The following is a 25,444-nucleotide window of genomic DNA, read 5'->3' as shown; positions in this document are numbered from 1 at the left end:
TTATTATAAACTAGCTCTAACCATTAAACCGAAAGAACGAGTTGAAGGGTTGGTACCGACGTTATTAACATTTTGGAACCATCTAGAACCTGCTGTGGTCTGTTCCCCATCCATATCTTTAATTGTTCTATATAAATAGAACAAGTTTCTACCGAAAACAGAGAATTGCAATTTACTAAGTCCTATCTTATCAATTACTTTTCTTGGCATTTTGTAGCCTATGGACAACTCTCTCATTTTAAAGTAAGTGTTTTCTTTAATGTATAGCTCATAACGGGTGTTTGGACTATATTGAGGTCCACCCCAGTTGTAAACGGTCCAGTAGTAATCCGCAGCAGAAGCTATTTGGTCGTTAGGTTGCCCATCATTGGTAACACCATCCAACAAAATACCGTCATGGTAAACCACTTCTCCTCCAGGGCCTGCAGTAGCACCAGGAGTTGTCTGAATTCTTTTTCCTGTACCATCTTCGTAATAACTTAGTCCACCACTTTCCGTATCCATAAACTTTGTGCTCTCTTCTGTTAGACCACGGCTGGTCATCCAGTTAAGTGCAGTTGGCATTACATGACCACCAATACGGAAATCCACAAGAGCATCCAAAGTTATGTTCTTATAGCTAAAAGAGTTCATAACACCACCGGTCCATTTTGGCATGGCGTTACCAAATTTTTCCATGTTGTCCGCATCAATCTTGTACATACCATTGGGATCCACAATTTTTCTACCTTGTGCATCTGTTGCTACGGGATGTGCATAAAGATCTCCCATTGGTTGCCCTACCAACGACTTCAACTGAGCGGCATTTCCATCATAATCGGCATGTAACAATTCATCAAGTCCAGGGGCCAACTTCTCAACTTTGTTATCGTTCTTGGCAAAGTTTACGATTGCATCCCATCTAAAGGAACCTGTGTCAATAGGTGTACCGGTCAAACCAAATTCATAACCTTTATTCCTAAGTGTACCAATATTGGTCAGTACATTACCCGCTCCAGAGCTACTTGGAAGTGTCAAAGGCAGGATCTGATCCACAACTTGGGCGTTGTAATAGGAAGCATCAAGACCTAACCTTCCCTGAAAAAATTTGATTTCCATACCAAATTCGTACTCATGTTTCTCTTCTGGTCTAATACCATCATTACCAAAACTGGAAGGGATAGTAGTGTAAAGCACTGGATTACCACCTTGAGATCCCAATGTATTCTGGTTATAGGCGATGTTGGCCTGATAAGGATCAGGATAGTTACCTACAATACCCCATGAACCACGAATTTTAAAATAATTCATAAAAAGTGGTAAGTCAAATGCCTCGGAAAGCACGAAACTGGAGTTTACCGAAGGATACACAAAACTATTGTTATTTGGGTTCATAGTGGAGGTCTTATCCTTACGAATGGTACCTTCTACAAAAAAGTATCCTTTATAATCAAGATTAGCTGTACCTAAAAATGCATCCTTCACAATAGAGTTACGACTACTTCCGGAATTAGGTGTGTTTACCGATGCAGATATGTCAAACCAGTTCTCAACACTCAATCCACCATTTGTTCCCCTGCTCAAGTGGGATTCAGATTGTTTGGTAGCGTTGTAGCCCGCCATCATGGCCAGGGTTAAGTCGGTTGTAATTGGGGTTTCATATCTCAACAATAATTCTCCGTACAAGGAGTTGTAACTATCATTGCTCATGCTAAAGCCACCAGAGTTACCGAAAGCCAAAGGTCTTTCCGTAGTACTACTGCCCTCTGAATTTCTATTGGTGAAATCCGTGGAAATTCTACCCCTTAAATTAAGTCCAGTAGTTATATCCCAATTGTTGGTAATGGTACCTATGATCCTGTTGCTTTGTTCTTCCAAGCGATTCTCCTTTACGCTCCAAACGAAGCTTGCTATATCTCCTTTAAACCCAGGATAAATTATATTTTCCTCAGGAGTTAAACTCTGACCGGTTCCTGTAACATAACGATAGCCTCTACTGGTTTTATATCTATCCAAATACCAATCGGCACTATCGAAGGGGGACATCATTCCCGTAAAGTTATTTGTTAAACGGTCTACAGAATAAGGTCTGTTGAAAACAGACTGATTCACATAATTTACAATTACATCCGTGGATATATTATCTGCCCACTTAAAGGTTGCATTTAAATTAAATACATTCTTTTCCTCCTCAGCTCCAATACTGATACCTTGGTTATCCTGACGGGTATACGAAAATCTTAAATTGGAGTTATCGGTAACATTGGTAATGGACATGTTAACGCTTGTATTGTGTGCCGTGTTGAACAAGCCACCATAACGATCATCCTGAGCCTCATAAGGTCTTACGATTCCATCCCAACCAATGGTTGGCTTACCGTCAAATTTAGGTCCAAAGTTAATACTGTAACCCAATACACCTCTGGTTTCAGCAGTACCATCACCATCCACATCATGATAAATAAATCCTTCAGCATCCTGGCCACCATCAGAAACGTTCAAAGGAGCACCTGGTCCCCTCACCGTTTGGTATCTTGGAAGATAAGCCACCTTGTCAAAGCTATAGGAGGAGCTTAGATCTACGGTCATACCATTCTTTCTATTCTTACCACTTTTGGTAGTGATCAATACCACCCCGTTTACTGCCTCAGACCCATAGAGGGCTGCAGCAGATGCTCCCTTAAGAATGGAAATGTTATCTATATCCTCTGGGTTAATATCCAAAAGACCATTACCCCTTAGACGTTGGTCTCCCCAATAGTTGTTGTTGGAAACTTCACCGTCCCTAATAGGTACACCATCTAAAATAATTAATGGCTGACTTCTACCTGTAATTGAGGCTACCCCCCTGATAGTAATGTTGGAGGCACTGGTAGATCCACCAGGAGTAGTATTTATACTAACCCCGGGAGCTTTTCCATACAGTGCTGTTGCAAAGTTAGGGGTTGCCGTTTCGGTCAAAGCTTCTGCACTAATAGTGGCAGTAGCATAACCAAGGGCCTTCTTTTCCCTAGTAATACCCAAACCTGTTACAACAACTTCCCCTAATTGCTCAGCATCTTCCTCAAGAACAACTTTAATTGTAGCCTGTGCTCCTACTGCAATTTCCTTTTTGGTAAAACCTAAAGAAGAAAAAACCAAGGTAGCATTGTTCCCTACATTAAGGGAAAAGTTACCATCGAAATCTGTGGAAGTACCATTTGAAGTACCCTTCTCCACAACGTTGACACCTGGTAGCGGGGTGCCCAAATCATCGGACACTGTACCGGTAACCGTTTTGTTCTGAGCCGTCATTCCCTGTACAACGAGAAATGAAGCCAGCAATAAATAGTAATGAAATTTTTTAATCATACTAATAATTTTTAGTTAGTTAATTAGAAGTTTAGGGAGTTACCCTAATGTTAAATAATTACTAAATTTTCGTTTTCCTACTGAAGTGAAGAAATTAATTCGACTAATGACTATTGCCAAAAGCCTAATGACGTTTTTCCGAAAACGTTTTAGTAGTATCCCTTAACAATAATTTGGTCTTTATGCAAAAAAACACCCTGATTTTCACGAATGATATCAGGGTATTGGGATAATTTATGATTAATTTTTGATAAAATATGTTAATCACCAGAGCAATCAACTGCATTTCAAGGTAGGGCTGTTTTCCAGTTGAACCTGTGTTCCGTTACATTTTTAGACCAATAAATTAATATTTAGTTACAATTTATAGTGCAAATCCCCAATCTGTTGAAATTCCTTATTTAATTCTAATAACAAATGCTTCGGTGCCCAATAATTGAGCCCCCAAATCCTTGGGAAGCTGAATAGCCATACCATCTTCTTTTTGGGTCCATTTTAATTTTTGTTTACCGTCCAGTAGTTGTGCCTTAGCACTTCTTTTGGGAATATAATCAGGAAAAACAATTTCTGAAGGCAAGGAAGTCTGCCCTTTTTCTAAAAGATAGGTGAGGTATACCGTACCATCTGGCTTAGCGGTAACACATACATTATCGAATTTAAATGGGGCCATAGATCGTGTACCATAAATGGCCTCCTTGTTTACAGACATCCAATCCCCTATTTCATTCAACAGTCTGTACGCCCCTTCATCCCACTCGCCTTCAGGGCTTGGAGCAACATTCAACAACAAATTGCCTCCTTTGGCAACAATATCCACCAAAGTGTGAATGGCCTCACGTCCTGTCATGTATTTGGCATCAAAAGAATAGGACCATCCACCGCCGGCTATGATACAGGATTCCCAAGGATAGGGCAGCGGCTTCTCCGGCACCCTATTTTCCGGGGTAAGGTAATTTTGATTTTTACCGTGCACAGCCCGGTCCACCACAATTAATCCCGGCTGCTTTTCCCTTGCCTTGACCACTAATTCGTCCATCTTTATATCCTGATTAACGATACGGTTCTTTAAATACCCGTTGTCATTGTTGACCAACTGTTGCTCATACCAATTGGTAATTTCAGATTTTGGCGTTTTGGCCACCCAGCCGCCATCCAACCATAAGATATCTACCTTACCGTAATCTGTTAGCAATTCCAATATTTGATTGTGGGTAAAGTCTATATATGCCTGCCATTTTTCAGGATTTGCCTCGGGCTCATAATTAACATTTCTATCCCTAGGAGGATAATAAGGATCCCAATAGGTAGGGGTATTCCAATCTGGCTTGGAAAAATAAGCTCCGGCCCATAATCCCTGTTCCCTGAAGGAATTGAAAATTTCCTTGGTGATATTGGCTTTAGGGTTTGTTGAAAATGGGGTTTTTGGATCCGTTATTTTATAATCGGTGTATTTGGAATCGAACATGGAAAAACCATCATGGTGCTTGGTAGTGAAGACTACGTACTTCATCCCTGCATGCTTTGCCGCCTTGGCCCATTTATCCGGATCAAATTTCACCGGATTGAAGGTCTTCTGCAAGCCTTCATATTCTATTTTATAAGTATTATAATCACTGGGATTAGAGCCCTTTGTCCGCTCGCACCAACCATATTCTTCGGGGCATAGCGACCATGATTCCACAATACCCCACTGGCTATAGGTCCCCCAATGCATTAAAAGACCAAATTTCATATCCTGCCATTGTTCCAACTTTTCCAGCACCAAGGGATCGGTCTCGGGAACATACCTCTCGTCCTCATAGATGGCCTGTGCACCCACTACCTGACAAATGAAGGCCAATGCTAGCGCCATCAAAAGAGATTTAAATCTGTTTTTCGTAATATTCATTTCTACCGGATTTAATTAATTATTATTTCATCAGCAAAGATCCAAGAAGGCAATCCTGCAGCATGATGCCAATAAGGTGTTTTTGTATTTGTAGCCCTCACCTTAACATACCGGGTATTCCTTTTATCAAAATCCAATTTAAAAAATTGAATGTCGTTAACCTTGCTGTCCTTTGTTAAGGGAAAGGGATTATTAATAGTCCCAAAACTTTCAAAATACTGGTTATCCAAGGAGCCTGAATAGGTAACCTTCTCCGGAAAAAAGACAACGTGATTCGTAACCTGTAAAAAGGCCAAGGAAATGGTATTTATGTTCATAGGCTTACCTAAATCTACCACTACCTCCATATCATTACCTTCATACCCCAACCAGTTGGCATAAAAACTGCTTCCTCCCAAAGCACCATCCGTCAGTGCCATGGGGTCTTCTTTTGCGTATTTTTTTGGTTTTGTAACGGTAACCACTTTTTTGCCCATGGCAACATTGGGCATTCTTATTACCTCAAGTGCCGACATGTAATTTGCTAGATACTCCGTTACGGTAAAACCCATTTCATTCATTAAGGTTATATTGTTCTTGGCAGTGATTGCCTTAAAATTATCCAGTAATGTAGTTACCAGCGGATTTATTATTTTTTTACCGTCCTCATTGGGGATCAAAAGGCTATATCTGTCGGTAATATTCTTTCTACTGGCCTCCAGTTCTGCAAAATCCACACCCAATCGCGCGACTTTTACACGTGCCAAAATTTCCGGTTTTTTGGCCACCGCCTTTTCCGCCGCGTCAAATAATTGGGAATATTTTAAAAGCATCTCCGGGCTTAAATAGGATGAAAATGCCTCAGATGGATCTCCATACAGAAATAGAAAAAAATCCTTGTCTTCCTCTAACTTGGCATGAATTCCATCAATGTATTCTTTGATATAAATACCTGCCTCTTCGTAATAACCTGTGGTAAAATCTGTCAACAGGGCATCAAAATTTTGATCGGGATTCCAAAGCAGTTTTGCTATTATATAGGATCTAAGTTCAAAAAGTTCACTCGGATTGTTACTGTGTTGTTCAAAAATCCATTTCGCATTGTTGTCCCGAAACAATTGAATATTGGGCTGCAGTGTATGGATATTGGGAAAGGGGGCAAAAAAATTAGTAAACTGTGTTGTGTAATCCCATATTCTTATGTTCTGGGTCAATTTACCCCATCCAACTATATCGTTTGCAAAATCCGCACATTTTTCTGCAATAGGTGCACTTCTGTCGCATTCTATAGAAGTAAGTGTAATCAAAACATTTTCCAAAGGCCTGGTCTTAGATGGCTTTCTAGTATACTGATAGGCCAGAGTGGAAATCATTTTGTCTGGAAAATCAGCCGCCACTTCATTTACAAATCTTATCATGGTACCGGACGTACTACCCTCTTCTTCATCTATTTTACTACAATTGTCGCACTGGCAATGCTGTTGATTATCATCCTGACTCACCGATATGACCTTGGACCTGGGATATTGTTCAAACAAAGAAGCTACAGAGTCCTTAACAATCGCCAAAACATCTGGATTGGTCAAGCACAATTGGGTGGGCAGCCTTTGGTCCCCCCTCAACGCAAAATATTCCGGATGCGGTTTGTAGAATTTTTCTTCGGGCAAAAACTTATGGAACGTATGTACCCTTGCACTGGGAACATAAGTAGGAAAAGATTCCTGTGTTACCTTCTGCTGTTCCGCATACAAGGGATTATCATAAAACAATCGTGAATGCACCGTTCTAGTAGTAATATCCGGGGTATATACGTAATCCAATGCAGGAAGGTCAATGGTCTTGGAAGTAGGTATTTTTTCAACTTCGGGGGCATACCACCTACAACCCAAATAACGCTCCAGAAATTCGTATACGGCATATTTTGTAGCCCTATCGGACCCGCCCAAGATATACAAGTCCTTATTTTCTGTCCGAATGGCAATTTCTTGCTGTTTTAAATCTTCGCCCTTAATGATACCCACATAAATCTTGTTCTTATTTAAATCCTGAGAACTTTCATCCACCAATTCCAACTCTACCCCACTAATTTCTTGCAGGTAACGCTGTAGTATTTCGGCAGATTTATACTGACTCTCGGTAGCACTGCCCATGAACACTATTTCATAATTGGATTGGCTATCATAAACCAGTTCAATCCCATCCCTATTACAGGAGGTTAAGATCGATAATATTAATAAGAGACTTAAAATTTTGAAATTTGCCTTTAATATTTTCATTCACAATGCGATTTTGACCTATTTGTTCAATTTCAACTCCAGAGTTTTGCCGTTTACGAATTCATCATGGCTTATAAAATATCCCTTATGTGGTTTTCCCTCAATCTTAATATTTTCAATAAAGCGGTTTTTCTCAGAAAAGTTTGAAATTATAGTAATTTTTTCCTGTTGATAATAATCACTATCCAAATGTATGGTTATCTTATTAAAACGGGGAGTTGTTATGGTATAAATTGCATTTGCCGGACTTATGGGGTATAACCCCGTCATTGAAAAAACGGCCCAGGCAGACATGGTACCCGTATCGTCATTTCCTGGGAGTCCATCTGGTGAATTCTTATAATATGTATCCAGCAAGTCCGAAACCATTTGCTGCGTGCGTCTTTCCTCTCCTTTTACATAATTGAATAAATAGGGATAAGCGATATCCGGTTCATTGGCCATATCAAAATGCCCTTTATCAAACACATCCTGCAATCTATTTGCAAAAGGTTTTGACCCTCCCATAAGTTTCATAAGACCATTGGCATCATGGGTAACCATAAATGAATACTGCCAGGCATTGCCTTCTATGAATCCTAGGTTTTTTACGAAGTTGGCCCCGGCTTCCGGGTTATAGGGGGTCAACCATGATCCGTCATCATTCCTAGGTCTCAAAAGATTAAATTCCTTGTCGAAAAGATTTCTGTAAGAAATGGACCTTTTGGAGAAACGTTCATAATCCTTCTTTTTGCCCAAGGCCTTAGCTAATTGGGCTATGGCATAATCTGAAATATTGTACTCCTGGGTGGTAGATACAGATCCGCTATTGGTTGTTTTGGTGGTTAAATATCCTTTTTCTAAATAATCCTTTAGTCCAGGGCGAAGGGGGTTATCCTGAATCTGATCTGCACTTTTGATCATTGCCGAATAGGCCTTTTCCACATCAAAGTCCTTTATACCCTTCAAGTAGGTATCGGCTATAACAATTCCTGCCGGATCCCCTACCATAGTGGTCGTTTCCGTGGCATTCAACTCCCACTTAGGCAACCACCCGCTCTCATCATAGACCTGCAGCATACTCTTCACCATATCGGATTGCTGTCTTGGATAAACCAAACTCATAAGCTGATGCAAATTCCGATACGTATCCCAAAGGGAGAATACGGTGTATCTAGTATCCTCGGTCCTTAAGGTTTCCCTAGTTCTCATTTTGGGATACTCCCCATTATAATCATTTAGCGTACTGGGGTGTATTAAAGTGTGGTACAGGGCCGTATAAAACTTGACCTTATCTTCTTCAGCACCTCCTTCTACCTCAATTTTGGATAAATATTCGTTCCAATTTTCCTTGGACTCTTCCAAAATTTGGTCAAAACTTCGCGTTGATGTTTCCTTTTCCAGGTTTTCACGGGCATTTTCAATGCTGACATAGGAGATCCCAACCTTCATTTCAACTACCGTAGGTTCTCTAAAATTATACCGCATATAACTACCTATGCTATCGCCTACAACTTCCATGGCATACCCCGGCATTACCCGTGTCTTTCCGTTGTAACCCATCCATTCCGCCTCGGCACCTTTGTAGGTAGTAGGTTTTTTCCAGACACCAAATTCGTCCGCAGGCCGGGAGAACCGTGCTACAAAGTACACCGGATATGCTTCCTCTGGTTTGTAATAACAAAATGAACCAACAGAACGAACCCCTTCAACTTCGGTCGGTGAAACTACCCGGATAGAAGCACCTTGTTCATTGGTGAGGCCCAAGCCTAGATTTATAAGAATATTGGCATCCCCTTTCGGAAAGAAATATTTGCTCACCCCTACTCTGGTCGTAGCGGTGGCCTCTACCTTTATATTATAATCATCCAAGGTATTGGAATAGTATCCTACTTTAGAAATCTCATTGGAATAGGAAGTACCATATTTTAGATAATCAACTTCAAGATCACCTGTGGTGGGCATGGCCAAGATAACCCCTAGTTCCGGGCAGCCTACACCGCTTAGATTAACGTGACTGAATCCTGTTAAAAAAGTGTTCTCCTGAACATAAGGTGTGGATAACCATCGACTGTCTTTTTCCAAAGGTAAATTTTTGGGTCCCGCCACATTAAAGGGGGACACACTTACCATACCCCTTACCGCAATAGGCCCTGGGTTGGTAGTTCCAAAATTTGAAGTCCCTATAAAGGGGTTCACATAATCTACCGGTTGCTTTTGACCATAAACGCCAAGGGTGAATGCTATCAGTATCAATACTATTTTATGTTGTAAACACATAGTTGTTCTTTGCTATTTATGTTTGCATTGAGGGTACTTCAATCTTAAATTTACACACCCCGTATCAATTGTGGAGTCTACGAATCCTCCTTAATTAAATTAAACCACTGAAAAGAAAACCTTGGTTTTTCAGACTTTCCTCTTCTCATGCCTCAAGCATTGGAAATCAAACCCTAAAAGACTAAACTAACCCACATTGATTCCCCTCTGGAGAGGGACTGCCATACTTTTTCGGCAGAGGGATTAGATGTTTTTATGATTTTTCTTCATAATCCCGGATATAGGATTCAATTGCCCTCAACACATTGTCCATATCCCTCAATATTTTGGTCATCGGTAAAACGTAAAATATCAATACCCAAGTTATTCATCTTCTCCTCTTTTACTATATCCTTATCATATACTTCGACTATACCGTGTGAATAACCGTCAACTTCAATACCCAACATAAGTTCCTGGCAAAAGAAATCCAAAATATAGTTGTCTATAGGTTTCTGACGATGAAAATCGTAACCATACATCTGTTTTGATTTCAACTTTAACCATAGTATTATTTCTGCTTTCGTACTATTATTACGCAAATCACGAGCTAATTCTTTCAATTTAGGGTTATAAGGAATGATTTTTCTTTTTTTCATTGCTTATCTTATTACACACCCCCAGCCCCTCTCAAGAGGGGAGTTCTCAATGCCCCAATAACAAAATTTATCCTCACAATAAAACATCCTTCTTACAATTATTTCTCACATAAATATTGAACCAAGAAATAAATCTCTACTTCCAAAATACTACTCCTAATTGAATACGACTCATATTTTAATAACCGTCAACATTCCCCTCTGAAGAGGGGAGTTCTCAATGCCCTAATAATAAAATTTATCCTCACAGTAAAAACATCCCTCTTACAATTATTTCTCATATAAATTTTGAACCAAGAAATAAATCTCTACTTCCAAAATACTACTCCTAATTGAATACGACTCATATTTTAATAACCGTTAACATTCCCCTCTTGAGAGGGGTTAGGGGTGTGTTTTCAGTGGAAGGCTAAGGGTATGTTTCCCCAGCTTTCCAATTATTCCACGACTACCTCATCTATAAACATCCAAGAGCCACCTCCTGTAGGCGGAGTTCCTAAATTTGTTGCCTTTACCTTAAGGTATCTAGCGGTTTGTCTCTCTGTTTCGATTAAAAAATCCTTTAATTCCGAACCATTGTTTGCCGCATAAGCCCGTTTTACGATTCCTGCACTTCTGAAGGTTTTGCCATCATCCGAAAGGAAAACTTCCACTTGAATTGGAAAGTAGATCCCAGAACCTTGATTTTCCAAAGCGCCAACAGATATTTTTTCCATTTCTGTAGGAGACTCCATATCGATCACCAATTCCATATCATCACCCAACCATCCCTGCCATTGTCCGTCGTGAAAATTTTTGGAACCGCGAACTACATTCACCATCCCCAATTCTTTGGCTCCCTGATAACTGTCGTGATATTTATTGATATAGTTTACGGGTTTCCCAACAGCTTTATGATAGGTGATCGTTTTTTCAAATAAGGCACCAACTGGTAGGTCATCTTCAAAAACTTGAGCCTTAATGGTAGTGGTATTTTTGACGTCTATAGGAGTAGTGTACTTTTTGGAAGCCGAAGTAATATCACTACCATCTACAGTAAAGCGAATATCCGCATTGGGGAATTCCGACTTAAGGGCGATTGAAATAACTGCGTTTTCAGTATTGACCGAAGTCTCAGTGGTTACCTGATAGGCACTTTTGGCATAATTGACCCCCATAGCACCATATCTCTCAAAAAGACTGCTTACCCTGTTTGAGAAATCGTCCCAATTTCTATTATCCTTACTACTCCAAACAGCTTCTGCCAAGGCGGCCAAACGCGGATAGGTCATATACTCCGCTTGGTCATTGGTCGGGACGTATTCCGTCCATAAATTAGCCTGACCTCCCAAAACATGCTTGGCCTGCTCCTCACTCATCCCCTCAACCACAGGATCAAATTGATAGACCTTGCTAAGCGGTAAATTACCACCCCAAGCCAAGGGCTCTGCATCTTGGTCCCCTTGGTAATAGTCAAAATAACAATGCGAATTAGGAGTCATCACTACATCATGACCAGCTTCGGAGGCCTCCAAGCCACCTTTTACCCCACGCCAACTCATAACGGTTGCGCCTGGAGCCAAGCCACCTTCCAATATTTCATCCCAACCCAATAAAATTCTTCCCTTGGAACTTAAAAAACGTTCCATGCGTTGAATAAAGTAGCTCTGAAGCTCTTCAACATTGGCCAAGCCTTCTTTTGCCACTCTTCTTTTACAGTCAGGACATATTTTCCAATTGGTCTTGGTAGCCTCATCACCGCCTACATGAATGTATTGTGAGGGAAACAATTCCATCACCTCCAATAAAACATTCTCCAAAAACTCGAAAGTTGAATCCTTCCCAGCACAATAAATTTCAGTTATGGGCCATACCCCTCCGGAAGGTACCATGATCGGATTTTGGAAACATGATAATTCAGGGTATGCCGCTATAGCGCTCATTACATGGGCGGGCATTTCTATTTCGGGAACCACAGTTACACCCCTGCTCTCGGCATAAGCCACAATTTCTTTAATATCCTCCTGGGTATAAAATCCACCATATGTAGTCTTAGTCCCCAAGTCAGGTGTTGGTCTAGCATTCCAAGGCTTATCTTCTTGGTCCACCCTAAAGCCACCTACCTCTGTTAATTTTGGATATTTTTTTATTTCTATACGCCAGCCTTGGTCATCTACCAAATGAAGATGAAGGGTGTTCATCTTCAGCAATGCCAATTGATCTATAGTGGCCAAAACATAGTTCTTGTCGAAAAAATGCCTGGAAACATCCAACATAAAACCTCGCCATTTAAAACGAGGACTATCCTTTATTTCCACATTGGGAATATCCCAATTAATATTGGTAACCACGCTTTTACTTTCTATAGCAACTGGAAGTAATTGTCTAATAGTTTCCAAACCATACAAGAATCCATTATAGCCTTGGGCCTTAATAATCACCTGATCATCCGTTACCTGTAGGTTGTAGTCCTCCTCGGCCAAGGACGGATCTATAGATAATAGTACAAAATTCCTACTAGGCGCCGTCTCTACCACTTCCAATTTCCATCCGGCTGCCGAAACAAATTTATTTTGCAATACTTCTAGGACATGGGCTTTATCCATATCCACCACCAATTTGGTGTCCTTGGTAAACCTAAATGCCCCTTGGTTAAATTTCATTTCCAAAGGTTTGGGAACAATACTTATATCATTCTCCGTAAAAATGGTTTTGCTCTCCTCTCCACATCCCATCAGGATAACTAGCAGAATCACTAAAAAGCTTTGAATTATTGTCTTTTTCATTTTACTCCCTTTATTCATTTCCATTGACCAGCCCTATAGCTTGTATTACGATATCATTTTTTTATTTATCCACACTACGAAATTCCCCATCTTCCTTGATAGTCAATATTTTACCCGTAAATGGACTTTTTACCCAAATATTATATCCAAACCGGTGCTTGTCCAGGTTTGGCTTTATAGTCTTGTCCAAAATAGTCTTGGGCATTTCCACCAATTTTTCAGCGTCCTTTTTCCCTTGTAAAACTCCCCTGTAAAGCGAATACAAGTGCCATTTTATATAATCGTCCTTAGGAATGGTGAAATTGGCCTTTCCACCGGCCTCTTCGGATGAAAAGTATACATAGCCCCAATGTTCCGGTTCATGCATATTAATAACTCCCTGAGGCGACCACACCCAGTTATATTCGGGCATAAACTTGCCGTTATCGTCCTTTTTCCTGGAATAGCGTCCATCCGTTAGATCAAATTTCCAATTTACCCTAGAAAAGTTGATCCTCCAAAAATCGTTCTCCGGCACCTGGCCTCCGCTGCTTGCCTCAGTGATCACCTTCCAAGGAATGGCTATTTCCACCGTCCATCCTTTGTCCGTGTCCGAGGAATCATTTAAGGTGCCATCGATATTCACTGCCGATTTCACCCCTTGTATATCCCAGCTATCCACCACCTTGCCGTGGTTCCTATACGGCTTTGTCAAAAACAAGTCCCACAATGTATTATGGGCATTCATTTCATATTCATAATAATTGTGGGTATCCCCGTCCGGGTCTATAAAAATTTCAAAATCATTGTTGTAAAAAATAACGGTGTCCCGTTGCTTTAAAGTAGCCCATACATGAGGCTCCTCCATTTCCGCCAAAACATATAGGTAATCATTATCCCATAACATTTTCATCCTAGTCCTGTAATTAGGTATCTGTTTCCCTTCGATATCGATATAATCCTGCGACAAAGGTGCTTTTTGCCATGAATCATCATCCGCTTTCCCATCTATAACAAGTGTTTCACTTGCCTTAAATGCAATATAGCTTCTTGGTACAAGCTCTTGCCCTTTTATGGTAGTAATGCCAAGGCACAAAAGCAAAAGCGCTAATGACCAGGTTCTGGTTTGGAAGGAAATAGTGGTTTTCATATTTTGATTTTTATGGTTTCTATTTAAAAAGGAAGGGCCGTGCGGAAAAGAACGGATTACAAACTATTCTCCTTAGTGAATTTTACAATTTCAGATATACGTCCAAAAGCCAGTCCGGTAACCGTATCCGCAGCCCCATAATAAATAGCAACCTTGTCCTCTTCGATCGAATGCAATGCAGCACATGGAAACACCACGTTGGGCACATCACCTACACATTCATAATTGGTCTGTGGAGATAACAAATAGGGCTTGGTCCTATATAACACTTGATCTGGACGCTCCCTATCCAAAATAGCCGCTCCCATAGAATATCTAAATCCGTTACAGGTATTTATTACCCCGTGATAAAAGGTCAACCAACCCTCATCGGTCAGTATGGGAATGGGTCCGGCTCCAATTTTGGTGCACTGCCATGCGCTATCCACAAAAGGAGTTACCTTCATTACACAGCGGTGTTCCCCCCAATATTTCATATCCGGACTATAGCTAATGTAAATATCTCCAAAGGGGGTATGTCCATTATCACTTGGGCGGCTCAACATAGCATATTTGCCATCTATTTTCTCCGGAAATAATACGCCATTCCTATTAAAGGGTAAAAAGGCATTTTCACACTGAAAAAATTCCTTAAAATCGAAGGTATACCCAATACCTATGGTTGGACCGTTGTATCCGTTACACCAAGTTATCCAATACCTATCCTCTATAAAGACCACCCTGGGATCGTATTTATAGTCCGATTCGATCATATCGGTGTTACCAGCTTGAAACTGAATGGGCTCATGGTTAATATCCCAATCTATCCCATTCCTACTGAAACCGGGAAAAATATTCATTTGTACCGCTTTGTTATCACAACGGAATACCCCGGAAAAGCCATCTTGGAATGGCACTACCGCACTATTAAAAATACTGTTGGAAGAAGGAATTGCATCTCTCTCAACAACTGGATTCTCTGAATATCGCCAAACTACATCTGCACAATTGGCAGGCCTTTCTTGCCATGGAATGTTACTCACTTTATTTTGATTCATAAATTATTATTAAACCTTTTTTATCTCTAATTTAAACTATCCAATACGTTAATCAAGGGCACTTCAATTTTATTCTAATTGGGAATTTTCCTAACCTTATCCAACCAGGTGAATTTTAGAATTGAGGTAGTTATACCAAAGACAATCAAAGCAATGATGGCTTTTGGGTAATCCCTGATCATAAAATATATGGGGAGGACGATCATACTGGATTGCCAAATGATACCAATGGCACAGTTCATCATATCCCACCAAAACTCATGATTCTTTTCAAAACTGGGGTCTTCTGCTTTCAATTCCTTATAAACAGGATTCCACCAACCCCAAGGTTTCACATTTTTATAGAACGCCTTTAGTACTTCCTTGTCGGTAGGGGGACTAAAATAGGTTCCCAAAAACGATCCCAACATGGAAACCCCGAAAATGATTGGAAAAAGATAAATGGCGTGCACATGGGAAAGATCGTACAATAAACTACCCTCCATAAAATTGCCCTTGTTGTTATCCAGTACAAATTGCAAGGAAGCAACAATCAGTCCGGACAACATACCCCAAAAATAACCCCAGCCGTTAAATCTCCACCAGATCCATTTTAAAAAATTGGCCGCAACATAGCCCCCAAAAAGGGCACTTGTTATCCAAAGGGTCAGGGAATTGATGGAATCTGCGAAAAACCCCATAATAACACCTAAAATCACCACCAAAAACGACGCTATATGACTCACCTTAATATAATGTTTATGCGACGCCTCAGGCCTAAAGTATTTTTTGTAAATATCATTGACCAAATAAGCTGGGCCGGCATTTACAAAGGCAGAGAAAGTAGACATAAAAGCGGCAAGCAACCCTGCCAACAACAAGCCCTTTATTCCTACGGGCACATGAAAGTTGATTACTTTGGGAAGCAGCACCTCCAATTCAGCACCCGAAAGTGCAGGGTTAGCAATCATTTCCGGTGTTAGAACCACCAAGGCGATGACCACGATCCCGGATATAAGCAAATACCTTGGGATAAACAACACCAAATTGGTGAAACCACTCATATACGCGGCATCTTTGACCGTTCTGGTAGACAATATTCTCTGAAGATCATAACTAGGGGTTGGCCCTGCAATACTAGCAAAGAAACCTTTAAAAAGTGTCATACCTATCAAGGCCCCGAACATCTTATAACCTTCGGAATCGATCAAATCATTAAATGCTTGAAATTCTTTGTCCCAATGGGTTCCCAATTCCCAACCGAAAAATACGTTTTTCCATTCGGTGCTTATTACCGAATTGATCTCTACATCGGAGAAAGCAAAAAAAGCATAGCCTGCCACAAGTATTCCTGCAATAACCATAATGATATATTGCAGAACTTCTGTAGCTACCACCGAGAACATTCCACCTTTTACGGTATAGATCGTGGTCAAAAATATAATTATCATGGCATAGGACTGTTCGGAGTTCAACAAAACCAGACTCCCTATATGCAAAGCCATATCCCATGGTAAAATAATGGTCAAAAATTTGCCAACACCTTCAAAGAAATAAGCAATAAAACCTACGGCGGCAACAATGGCAAACACGGCAACTATACTATGGGAAGCCCTCCCCGCCCTATCGTCGCCAAAACGGGTAAGTATCCATTCCGATCCGGTCATAATATTGGAGCGCCTAATCCAAACGGCCAAAAACATCATTACAAAGATTTGGTTCCAAATTGGCCATAGCCACATGAACATAAAACTCTTTACACCGTACAAAAATAGAATTCCAACCATCCAGGCCGTACCGGAAACATCGAACATGCCAGAACCATTACTAAGCCCCAGATAATACCATTTTATGTTATTGCCCCCTAAAAAATAAGACTTTAGCCCTTGGGAGGCTTTTTTTGAAACCCAAATACCTACAAAAAGGGTCAGTATTATATAGGCAACTATAATTGCCACATCGATTACATTCATTCAAATTAATTTTTAGAGTTGAAACAAAGAGTCCAACAACCAGTATTTTCTAATTTTCAAAGGTTAAAAAGATAACGCAACCTTGTGTTTTTTCATTCCCATAGACAACAACTCTTATTTTTTTTATAAATTCCCCAAATTTTCAAGACGGCATTGGGGGTATAATTCATAAAATAAACAAAAATCAACAAGGGGATTCCACTTACCTGAATTAAATATTTGATTTTTTTTCATGACGAGGAATAAAATTAGACCAACAACCAACCCGTAAAGCCAAACGCCAATTTTTAGAAATCAATATTGTGACCCATGCTAATGCAAATCAAAACACTGAATCATAAATTACTTGGTAGAAATAGTTCCGGTGATTTCAATATAAATTACCGGCACCATGTTATTTTTTGGGCCGTATATATCCTTTTCAATATTTTCCGTTGGGGAAATCTGCATCAGGATTTTGCCTATTCCATAAAAACCAACCTGTTGGGATTCCCAATACATATGGCCTTGGCATACTTTAATATTTATTTTTTGATGCCCAAATTCGTATACAAAAAACGATATATCACTTATACTTTTTTGCTTCTCGCATCTTTACTTATTGGACTTTTGGTAAAATTCAACCTTACTTACTATTTGGTCAGCAATAACGTAATGCCCGAAGCCGGAGATGTTGAAAGCCTCACATTAAATTACGCCATAGTAACCATGCTGGGAGAACTTTATGTAATGTCGTTTGTGACGGCCATAAAAATTACGGTGGACTGGTTAAATGAAAACAGCAAACTCCATGAACTGGAAAAAAGGCAGTTGACCACTGAATTAAAATTCCTGAGATCGCAGGTATCCCCTCATTTCTTTTTTAACACGCTTAATAACATATATTCCTTAACTTTAGAAAAATCGGACAGGGCACCCCAGGTTGTCCTTAGGTTATCAGAATTAATGCGTTATTTGCTATATGCCACGGACAAACCTTACCAAGATTTGAACAAAGAAATTGAATGTATCCAAAACTATATCGATTTGGAACGTATCCGATTTGACAATTCCTTAAAAATTGATATGAATGTATCGGGCGATATAGAAGGAAAAGGTATTGCCCCGATGCTGTTAATGCCCTTTATAGAGAACAGTTTTAAGCACGGCGCCAGTAAAAATATTGGCAACATGTTTATCAAAATTAACTTGGAAGTTGTTGACGACATCCTGAATTTTGAAATCAGCAACAATATTCCTCAAAATAAATCACGCAACCCAATAAACCCAGAAGTGGGAGGAATTGGACTTTCCAATGTAAAAAAACGTTTGGAACTAGGCTACGAACCCAAAGATTACAACTTATCTATCTTTGAAAAAGACAAAATGTTTAACGTTATTCTTAAATTAAAAGTGTAATGAGTTTTAAGGTAATAATTATTGACGATGAACCCCTGGCAATCAATATATTAAAAAACTATGTAGAACAGATCAAGGAATTGGAGTTGGTACAAACCTTCACCAATGCCATTGACGCTTCCACTTTTTTACAAAGAAATGAGGTAGATATTGTGTTCCTGGATATCAATATGCCCATTATGAACGGGCTTGACCTTCTAGGTAGTGTAAATTCGAAGGCCATGGTAGTTATGACAACGGCCCATGAAGATTATGCCCTTAAAAGTTTTGAATTGGAGGCTATAGACTATTTGGTGAAACCCATACCTTTTCAGAAGTTTCTAAAGACCGTTAATAGAATTATTAATCTAAAGGAAGGAGTTACCAAAAACGAAGTGCATACTACCAATGATAATCCCAGCATTTTTGTAAAGGTAGATAAGAAAAAATTGCAAAAAATTTATTTGGACGACATTATTGTTATTGAAAGTCTAAAGGATTACATCAGGATAAAGACCAAAGCCAACAAACATATCATTCATAAAACCTTGAGCAGTTTTACCGAAGAACTCCCAGCGGACAAATTTATTAGAATCCATAGGTCCTATACCATAGCCATTAACAAGATAGATGCTATTGAAGGCAACAGTGTGGAAGTGCAAGGCATTAGATATACCATTGGGCGTAGTTATCTCAATGAAGTAAAAAGTAAAATCTTAGATGGCAATTTGGAATAAACCGTCCTGAATAAACTTTATTCCCTTTTTTTTCGGCGCATTTAGCTACTTGGGATTGTCATTTGTCGAAATTTACCGTTAAATAATTGTAAACTCGTTAACTTAGAGGGTATTAATTTATCTAAAGTCAAATGTTCGCCCATCCCATAAGTAAATACATTACTCACTACCTATCTGGGTTATATTCGCTATTGGTATTCATTCCTGTTTTAGTTGTCCATGGCTGTAACACTGGAGAACAAACCTCCGAAACAATCGCCAACCATGATTTTAATGGGAGAATACCTGATAAAATAGACTTTACTTTCCATGTAAAACCAATCCTATCGGACCGTTGTTTCAAATGTCATGGTCCCGATAAAAATGCCATAGAGGGTGGACTATCCTTGAATACGGCCGAAGATGCCTATATGGCCTTGGGCAAAAAGAAGGATCATTACGCCATTGTTCCCGGAGATGTTGAAAAAAGCGAAATGGTCAATCGGTTGTACACTACGGACGAATCTTTAATGATGCCGCCTCCAGAATCGAACCTTATCGTCACCAAATACGAAAAGGAAATTCTAAAAAAATGGATAGAACAAGGAGCCGAGTACAAAGAACATTGGGCATTTATTGCTCCAGAAAAGCCGAGCATACCGAAAACAACCAACACTGCATGGGCCCAAAATGAAATTGACCAATTTGTTTTATCCAAACTGGAACAAAACGGTTTGGAGCCCAATGAAAAAGCTTCAAAAGAAAAGATGCTGAGAAGGGTATTCTTTGACCTAACTGGATTACCACCAAGCGTGGAACAGATAAACAATTTCGTTCACAACAACTCCCCCACCGCCTATGAAGAAATTATAGATTCACTATTAAATACAGTTGATTATGCTGAGCACATGTCGGCTGAATGGATGGATATTGCCCGATATGCAGACACCCATGGATACCAGGACGATTTTGAACGAATCATGTGGCCTTGGCGCGATTGGGTGATTCACGCCTTTAAGGAAAACATGCCCTATGATCAATTTGTCACCTATCAATTGGCGGGCGATCTTATGCCAAATGCCAATGCCGAACAGATTCTTGCAACGGGCTTTAACAGAAACCATAAGATCACCTTTGAAGGCGGGGTTATACCCGAGGAATATCGTATTGAGTATGTAGAGGACAGGGCGGTGACCTTTGGAACCGCTTTTCTGGGCCTCACTTTTGAATGTGCCCGATGCCATGATCACAAATATGACCCTATAAGTCAAAAAAATCATTTTGAATTGTTCAGTTTCTTTAACAATATTGACGAATTGGGACTGACACCAGGCGGGGCAGGAAAAATTCCAAAACCCTACATGACCATTACCGAAAAGGAAAAAAATGGTGTATTGAGCTTTGTTCAACTCCAAAAATCTACCATGAAGACAGTACCCGTAATGGTCATGAACGAAATGGAGGAAATTAGGCCATCCTATATCTTGAACAGGGGCGTTTATGACCAACCTACTACACAGGTATTCCCCAATACACCCGAATCCATACTCCCTTTCCCGGAGGAATATCCCAAAAACAGATTGGGATTGGCAAAATGGCTGTTCCATAAAGACAATCCATTGACTGCCAGGGTTACCGTAAATAGGTTTTGGCAACGCATGTTCGGTACGGGCTTAGTGGCATCTTCCTTCGATTTTGGAAATCAAGGTTCACTGCCAACACATCCCGAATTGCTGGACTTCCTTGCTATTAAATTAAAGGAAGAAGGTTGGGATTCAAGAAAAATATTAAAATATATGGCTCTTTCGGCTACCTACCAACAAAGTACCAAAGTATCCAAAGAATTACAGGAATTAGATCCTGAAAACCGTCTCTTGGCACGTGCCCCAAGATTAAGGCTAACAGCCGAACTCATAAGGGACCAAGCCTTAAAGATCAGTGGTTTGCTCAACCCAGAGGTGGGAGGCCCAAGTGTTAAGCCCTATCAACCGGCCGGTATTTGGGAGGCCACTACCGGAGGTGGAGGAGGAAGTACGGCAACCTATATTACCAGCACTGGAAAAGATCTATATAGAAAAAGTTTATATACCTTTTGGAAAAGGACCGTTCCCCCACCAAGCATGATGACTTTTGATGCTGCATCAAGAGATCTTTGTACGGTAAAACGGCAAGAAACAAATACCCCCTTACAGGCGTTGGTATTGCTAAACGACCCTCAAATCATAGAGGCATCCAGGCTCATTGCCAAAAACGCTATTGATGGTAACAAAGAAATCAGTGATCAAATAAAATACATTTTTAAACTGGCAACGTCCAGAACTCCGGATGAGGAAGAATTGTCCGTGTTGAACAATTATTACAATAGCATGCTCCAAAAAGTAGATGAAGAAGGCATAGACCCACAGGAGTACCTGTCCATCGGAGATTACGAAATAGACGGTACCTATTCAAAGAACCAATTGGCCGCATTGGCATTAACGGCACATACCATTTTAAACTTAGATGAAACTATAACCAGGGGTTGATCATGAGCGAAAAAAAAATTATAGAAGAAAGATCCTTGATTTTAAACCGAAGGTCATTTTTGGGCAAAACGGCCTTAGGCGTAGGCGGGGTAGCCCTAGCATCCCTTTTAGGTGCCAACCTATTTAGAAAAGATGAAAATGGCCTACTTACCAAGGATGATGGACTGGAAGGGGTCAAGGGAATTTTAAATTCTCTGCATCACCCGGCCAAAATTAAAAGGGTAATATATCTGTTTCAAAGCGGGGGACCTTCCCAATTGGAGCTTTTTGACTATAAACCTCTTCTGAACAAAAGGCGTGGGGAAGATCTTCCGGAATCTATAAGAAATGGACAACGGCTTACTGGGATGACTTCCGGACAGGATACATTTCCATTGGTCGGCTCCCTGCACAATTTTAGTCAGCATGGCAAGAATGGCACCTATATAAGTGATATTCTGCCTTATACTGCAAAAATGGTCGATGAGCTTTGCATTATAAAATCCATGTATACGGAAGCCATCAATCATGATCCTGCGGTTACGTTCTTCCAGACGGGATCCCAACAACCGGGAAGACCCAGTATAGGATCATGGCTTAGCTATGGCTTGGGAAGCGAAAATGAAAACCTCCCGGCTTTCACCGTCCTATTGTCACGAGGTACCGGAAGACCCAACGGACAACCCTTATACACAAGGTTATGGGGTAATGGATTTTTACATTCCCTGCACCAAGGCGTTCAATTTAGGGCAGCCAAGGATCCCGTATTGTATTTGAACGATCCCAAGGGGATTACCAAAGAGGTTAAGCGCGAAATGCTGGACAATTTAGCAGCTCTGAACGATAAGCATTATCAAGATTCCGGTGATCCAGAAATAAAAAGTAGAATTGCCCAATATGAAATGGCGTACAGGATGCAAACCTCCGTGCCCAATGTTATGGATACCGCCAATGAACCGGATTATATCTATGAAATGTACGGACCCGAAGCTAAAATTCCGGGAACCTACGCAGCAAATTGCCTTTTGGCAAGAAGATTGGCGGAACAGGACGTACGTTTTATCCAATTGTACCATATGGGTTGGGATCAACACGACAATCTTCCAGGGGCCATTGCCAAACAGGCAAAAGATGTGGACCAAGCTTCAGCAGCTCTTGTAGCCGATCTAAAACAACGTGGATTATTGGAAGATACCCTGGTGATTTGGGGAGGAGAATTTGGAAGGACCAATTATTCCCAAGGTCTTTTAACCGATACCAACTATGGTAGGGACCACCATCCGAGATCTTTTACCATTTGGATGGCTGGGGGAGGTATTAAACCTGGTATCGTCTATGGAGAGACGGATGATTTTGGATACAATATTGTAAAGGATCCGGTACATGTCCACGATTTCCAAGCTACAATGTTACATTTATTGGGAATAGATCATGAGAAATTAACCTATAAGTACCAGGGAAGAAGGTTTAGATTAACAGATGTTGAAGGCCATATCGTAAAGGATATCCTAACCTAAACCTATAAACCAAAGAATGATACTACAGATTATAAGCATTGGTCGCCTACATCCACTATTGGTACATTTGCCCATCGGCATTCTTGTGTTGGCCTTTCTAATGGAGCTATACTTTAGGGATAAAGATTCCGAAACAGAAAACAATATTATCAAATTTACCCTTGCCATTGCTGCAGCAACCACAGTTCTATCTGTGGCCAGCGGTTGGTTATTGGGTGAAGACGGGGGGTATGATGAGACCTTGTTGTTTAGGCATCGCTGGATGGCCGTTGGCTTGGCCATAGGCAGTACTCTTCTATATTTTATTAAAAAGTATCCTAAGGTCTGGTCCAAAAAAATATACCTGCCCCTTTTTATCTGCGTAATGGGCCTTTTAGGCCTAACGGGACATTATGGCGGGAGCATGACCCATGGGGAGGATTATCTGTACAAAAGTGAGAAGGGCAAAAAGGTAGTTATTACCGATGTGGACAAAGCCGTGGTATTCAATGATATTATTATGCCAATTCTGGATGATAAGTGTATAGGTTGTCACAATCCCAACAAGATCAAGGGAGGTTTAATTATGACCAACAAGGAACAAATGCTTGCAGGGGGAGACTCCGGCAGCTTATTGCTTGCCGAAAAGGGGGAAGCCCCCAGGTTGATACACCACATTAAACTACCCATGGAAGACGAGGACCATATGCCCCCAAAAGGCAAGGTTCAATTGACCAATCACGAAATTCAATTATTGGAATGGTGGATAAGCCATGAGAACTGTTTCGACTGTGTGGCCGGGACTTTGGATAAAACCGAAAAGATCAATGATATTTTAAATTCTTTGGAAGAAGACACTTCCACGAGGGCGATTATTGCAAAGGAAGTGGCAATGGTTCCAGAAGACTGGTTGGCCTCCATAAACATCAACGGACCAATTATCACAAAATTGGCGGAAAAAAATCCCCTTTTGATAGTCAACTTGTCGGGCAATAAAAGTTTAGGGAAGAATGATCTAAAAGCATTAAAAAAGCATGCCGACAACATTGTTGAACTCAATTTGGGAAACTCCAATTTTAATGACACCATTTCTTCGTATCTAACTTCCTTCAAGAATCTCACCAAACTACAATTACAAAATACAAAGATCACGGATAAGTCCATGGCGTCTATTGGAGATTTAAAACACCTGGAATCCCTAAATATTTATGGTACCGATATTACGGATCAGGGTCTGGAAAAGTTGACCGCCCTTAGTGGTTTAAAAACTTTGTATCCATGGAATTCCAAAATCACCAAAGAAGCTCTGGATCGATTTAGCGAAAAGAACAATGGTGTAACAGTGGTCAGTATCAGCGAAGATCTCTTTACCCCATCCAGTTTGGAACCTCCATCTATAATTGCAGATACGGATTTCTTCAAGGATTCCATTGAAGTGACCCTAGATTATTTTTTCAAGGGAGTGGACCTCTACTATACCTTGGACGGTTCAGAACCGGACACCACATCCACGAAATACAATGAACCCATTTTACTGACCAACTCTACCCAGCTCAAAGCAGTTAGCCATAAACCGGGTTGGGAATTAAGCCCTGTTAAAACCGTCAGTTTTAAAAAATCGAATATTCTACCCAATTCCATTACCCTAAACAATAAACCCAACGAAAAATACAAAGGAAATGGAGGAAACACCTTGATAGATCTTAAAAGAGGAACCATCAATTTTGTTGACGGCAATTGGATAGGTTATGAAGGCAGTAATTTTACAGCCACTCTAAAACTCCAAAAAGAAGAATTGATATCTACGGTATCGGTAGGGGCATTTTCTTCACCTGAAAAATGGATTTTTTATCCAACAGGTTTCAAAGTGTGGGTATCACAGGATGGCAATAATTTTAAGCTTGTCCACACGGAGAAAGTTCCGACGGAAAAACCCAACTCGGATACCAAATTCCAATTTTTCGACCTAAACATACCTCCAACCAAATCTACTTATGTAAAAGTAGAAGTAATAAGTCAACTTAAGAACCCGTCCTGGCATACCAACCCAGGTGGAAAAAGTTGGTTGTTCGTAGATGAGATAGTCCTTAACTAAAAA

14 protein-coding genes are annotated in these 25,444 nt (G+C 40.4%); 5 read left to right on the top strand and 9 right to left on the bottom strand.

Annotation, left to right across the window (positions count from 1 at the left end; genetic code table 11):
* Nucleotides 1–3 precede the first annotated feature (3 nt).
* The 9 genes from LV92_RS02495 to LV92_RS02455 all read right to left on the bottom strand — a co-directional run bounded on the left by LV92_RS02495 (nt 4) and on the right by LV92_RS02455 (nt 17,253).
* Nucleotides 4–3,330, bottom strand: a complete 3,327-nt coding sequence (locus LV92_RS02495) for a SusC/RagA family TonB-linked outer membrane protein (protein WP_111622083.1) — start codon at nt 3,328–3,330, stop codon at nt 4–6.
* Between the two features lie 397 nt (nt 3,331–3,727).
* Nucleotides 3,728–5,218, bottom strand: coding sequence for an alpha-L-fucosidase (locus tag LV92_RS02490; protein ID WP_245946222.1), 1,491 nt, complete (start codon nt 5,216–5,218; stop codon nt 3,728–3,730).
* Between the two features lie 11 nt (nt 5,219–5,229).
* Nucleotides 5,230–7,473 carry a DUF4838 domain-containing protein gene (locus LV92_RS02485; RefSeq protein WP_111622082.1) on the bottom strand — a complete coding sequence of 748 codons (2,244 nt, stop codon included), beginning with the start codon at nt 7,471–7,473 and terminating at the stop codon, nt 5,230–5,232.
* A gap of 18 nt (nt 7,474–7,491) precedes the next feature.
* Entirely contained in the window at nt 7,492–9,732 is a 2,241-nt protein-coding gene (locus LV92_RS02480; protein ID WP_111622081.1) for a GH92 family glycosyl hydrolase, read from the bottom strand.
* Between the two features lie 287 nt (nt 9,733–10,019).
* Entirely contained in the window at nt 10,020–10,370 is a 351-nt protein-coding gene (locus LV92_RS02475; protein ID WP_111622080.1) for an endonuclease domain-containing protein, read from the bottom strand.
* Between the two features lie 437 nt (nt 10,371–10,807).
* Nucleotides 10,808–13,135 (bottom strand): beta-N-acetylhexosaminidase, encoded by a 2,328-nt coding sequence (locus LV92_RS02470; protein ID WP_111622330.1) that lies wholly within the window; start codon nt 13,133–13,135, stop codon nt 10,808–10,810.
* Between the two features lie 61 nt (nt 13,136–13,196).
* Nucleotides 13,197–14,264: a carbohydrate-binding family 9-like protein gene (locus tag LV92_RS02465; protein ID WP_111622079.1), complete on the bottom strand. Its 1,068-nt coding sequence runs from the start codon at nt 14,262–14,264 to the stop codon at nt 13,197–13,199.
* A gap of 56 nt (nt 14,265–14,320) precedes the next feature.
* Nucleotides 14,321–15,301, bottom strand: a complete 981-nt coding sequence (locus tag LV92_RS02460; RefSeq protein ID WP_111622078.1) for a glycoside hydrolase family 130 protein — start codon at nt 15,299–15,301, stop codon at nt 14,321–14,323.
* A 74-nt stretch (nt 15,302–15,375) separates the two neighbouring features.
* Complete coding sequence (locus tag LV92_RS02455; RefSeq protein WP_111622077.1) at nt 15,376–17,253, bottom strand: sodium:solute symporter family protein; 1,878 nt, start codon at nt 17,251–17,253, stop codon at nt 15,376–15,378.
* A 315-nt stretch (nt 17,254–17,568) separates the two neighbouring features.
* Here LV92_RS02455 and LV92_RS02450 point away from each other — a divergent pair, with 315 nt between their 5' ends.
* The 5 genes from LV92_RS02450 (at nt 17,569) to LV92_RS02430 (ending at nt 25,441) form a co-directional block, all read left to right on the top strand.
* Nucleotides 17,569–18,651, top strand: a complete 1,083-nt coding sequence (locus tag LV92_RS02450; protein ID WP_245946220.1) for a sensor histidine kinase — start codon at nt 17,569–17,571, stop codon at nt 18,649–18,651.
* On the top strand, nt 18,651–19,367 hold the full coding sequence (locus tag LV92_RS02445; protein ID WP_111622075.1) for a LytR/AlgR family response regulator transcription factor: 717 nt from the start codon (nt 18,651–18,653) through the stop codon (nt 19,365–19,367). The genes LV92_RS02450 and LV92_RS02445 overlap by 1 nt, the downstream gene beginning before the upstream one ends.
* 131 nt (nt 19,368–19,498) lie before the next feature.
* A complete protein-coding gene (locus tag LV92_RS02440) occupies nt 19,499–21,871 on the top strand; it encodes a PSD1 and planctomycete cytochrome C domain-containing protein (protein ID WP_111622074.1) in 2,373 nt (790 codons plus the stop codon).
* Between the two features lie 2 nt (nt 21,872–21,873).
* Nucleotides 21,874–23,367, top strand: a complete 1,494-nt coding sequence (locus LV92_RS02435; protein ID WP_111622073.1) for a DUF1501 domain-containing protein — start codon at nt 21,874–21,876, stop codon at nt 23,365–23,367.
* A gap of 16 nt (nt 23,368–23,383) precedes the next feature.
* Complete coding sequence (locus tag LV92_RS02430) at nt 23,384–25,441, top strand: FN3 associated domain-containing protein (RefSeq protein ID WP_111622072.1); 2,058 nt, start codon at nt 23,384–23,386, stop codon at nt 25,439–25,441.
* Nucleotides 25,442–25,444 lie beyond the last annotated feature (3 nt).

The organism is Arenibacter echinorum (assembly GCF_003259375.1).
GTDB lineage: Bacteria > Bacteroidota > Bacteroidia > Flavobacteriales > Flavobacteriaceae > Arenibacter > Arenibacter echinorum.
Note: the sequence above shows the minus strand (reverse complement) of the source record. Positions and strands in the feature narration are given on the sequence as shown.